This window comes from Streptomyces glaucescens, from assembly GCF_002154375.1.
GTDB lineage: Bacteria > Actinomycetota > Actinomycetes > Streptomycetales > Streptomycetaceae > Streptomyces > Streptomyces glaucescens.
In genome coordinates this window covers 1-1735 of the sequence record NZ_MUND01000674.1, presented here as the reverse complement: position 1 = coordinate 1735, position 1735 = coordinate 1, and the positions used below count along the sequence as shown (strand labels likewise).

2 protein-coding genes are annotated in these 1735 nt (G+C 71.8%); one reads left to right on the top strand and one right to left on the bottom strand.

Annotated elements, in window-relative coordinates; genetic code table 11:
* Positions 1-626 precede the first annotated feature (626 nt).
* Positions 627-776 (bottom strand): hypothetical protein, encoded by a 150-nt coding sequence (locus CCN42_RS45095; protein ID WP_245877600.1) that lies wholly within the window; start codon positions 774-776, stop codon positions 627-629.
* Here CCN42_RS45095 and CCN42_RS34535 point away from each other — a divergent pair.
* The coding region (locus CCN42_RS34535; protein ID WP_422641239.1) for a trypsin-like serine protease at positions 730-1735 on the top strand (1006 nt) is incomplete at its 3' end. The genes CCN42_RS45095 and CCN42_RS34535 overlap by 47 nt on opposite strands.

Sequence of the window (1735 nt, the reverse complement as noted above, 5' to 3'; positions counted from 1 at the left end):
GCGGACGCCGGGCGGGCGGCGGTCGCAGTGCCAGGCGCGAGTGCCGTGGACGCAACGGCGGCAGCGAGCAGAGCGGTGGTGGCAAGGCGTGCCCGCGAGGTCTTCACTGTTGCCTTCATGCCCTCACACCCTGCCGGAGCGGGTGGGCTGCGCCCATGGCGGCAGCCTCCGGAACGGGGGTGGGGATACCTCCAGGGCCGAGGTCGGGCCAGCTGGCAAGGGACCTCAGGGACGGGCCGGGGCGATGCGAACGGACTGACTCTCCTCGTCGGCGTCTCGGTCGGCAACACGTACGACTGGGAAGGCCTGAAGCCCATGGGCGAGGGCCACCGAACGAGACACGACCCTCACCGTGACCGCTGCTTCAAGCCCCAGCGCCTGCATGCGGACAGCAGGCGCCCGCCCGCGCCGGGCGCTCGAACGTGACGAGCACGCGGCCCACGCGGCCACCGGCAGCGGGAGTGCGACTGGACGGTCTGGTGTGGCCGCGGCCGCAAGCGCGGCAAGGCCGTGCACATCAGCCTCCCCTCCCGGCGCGATCGTGCGCGAAGTTCCGCGGGGGCAGGCCGACTTGCGCCCCCGGTGTCCTGGCCGTCCGTTCCCGGCCGGCCAGGACGGGAGTCCCGCTACAGAGTGATCATCAACGTGCCGCCGTCGAAGTAGGTGCCCATGTTCTTGCGGACGGCGATGTTGCCGTCGTTGGTGTGGACGATCAGGTCGTCGCTCGCGTTGTCCGCGGTTCCCGCGGCCGCCATCACCGGGGGAACCCCGGCCACCGATGTGGACACCACCTTCGCCTACACCCCCCAGGTCATCGTCGGCGAGCACGACCGAGGCTGTTCCGCGGTCCTCGTGGACGTCGAATGGCTGCTCACGGCGGCCAGTTGCTTCGCGGCCGACCCGGCCGTCTCGCTCGCGGTCGCTGCCGGCGCACCGGCGAAGACGACCACCGCTGTCATCGGACGCACTGACCTCTCCGGTGCCCAGGGCGCCGAGCGCCGTATCGTCGAGCTCGTGCCGCGCACGGACCGCGATGTGGTCCTGGCCCGGCTGAACCGGCCGGTCACCAATGTGGCGTCGATCGCCCTCGCGACCACCGCGCCCGCGGCCCGCCAGGAGCTGCAGTTCGCCGGGTACGGCCGTACGAAGACCGAGTGGGCGCCGCTGCAGCTGCACACCGGCAGCTACACCCTCGACGCCATCGGCGCCACCTCGGCGCAGGTGACCGGCAAGGACGGCGTCGCCGCGTGCATGGGCGACTCGGGCGGCCCGGTGATCGGCGCCGGCAAGCTCGTGGGCCTCAGCTCCCAGTCCTCCCAGGGCGGTTACTACGACACCGACGCCACGCAGACCGGTGCCGCGGGCGTCATCGCACGCGTCGACGACCTCGCGTCCTGGGTGAACTCCAAGGTCGGCGCCACCCGCATCACCGACTTCAACGGCGACGGCGTCGAGGACATCGCGATAGCCGACCCCGCGGGCACCGTCGGCGGCAAGACCAACGCCGGTCTGATACGCATCTCCTACGGCGGCGGCAAGGGCACCGCGGAGATCAACCAGGACCTCGCCTGGGTCGTCGGCGACGCCGAGCAGGGCGACTCGTTCGGCAACGCGATGGCCACCGTCGACTACAACGAGGACGGCTACACCGACCTCGTCGTCGGCACCACCCTGGAAGACGTCGGCACCGTCGCCGACGCGGGCTTCGTCGATGTGCTGTACGGCGCGGCCGGCG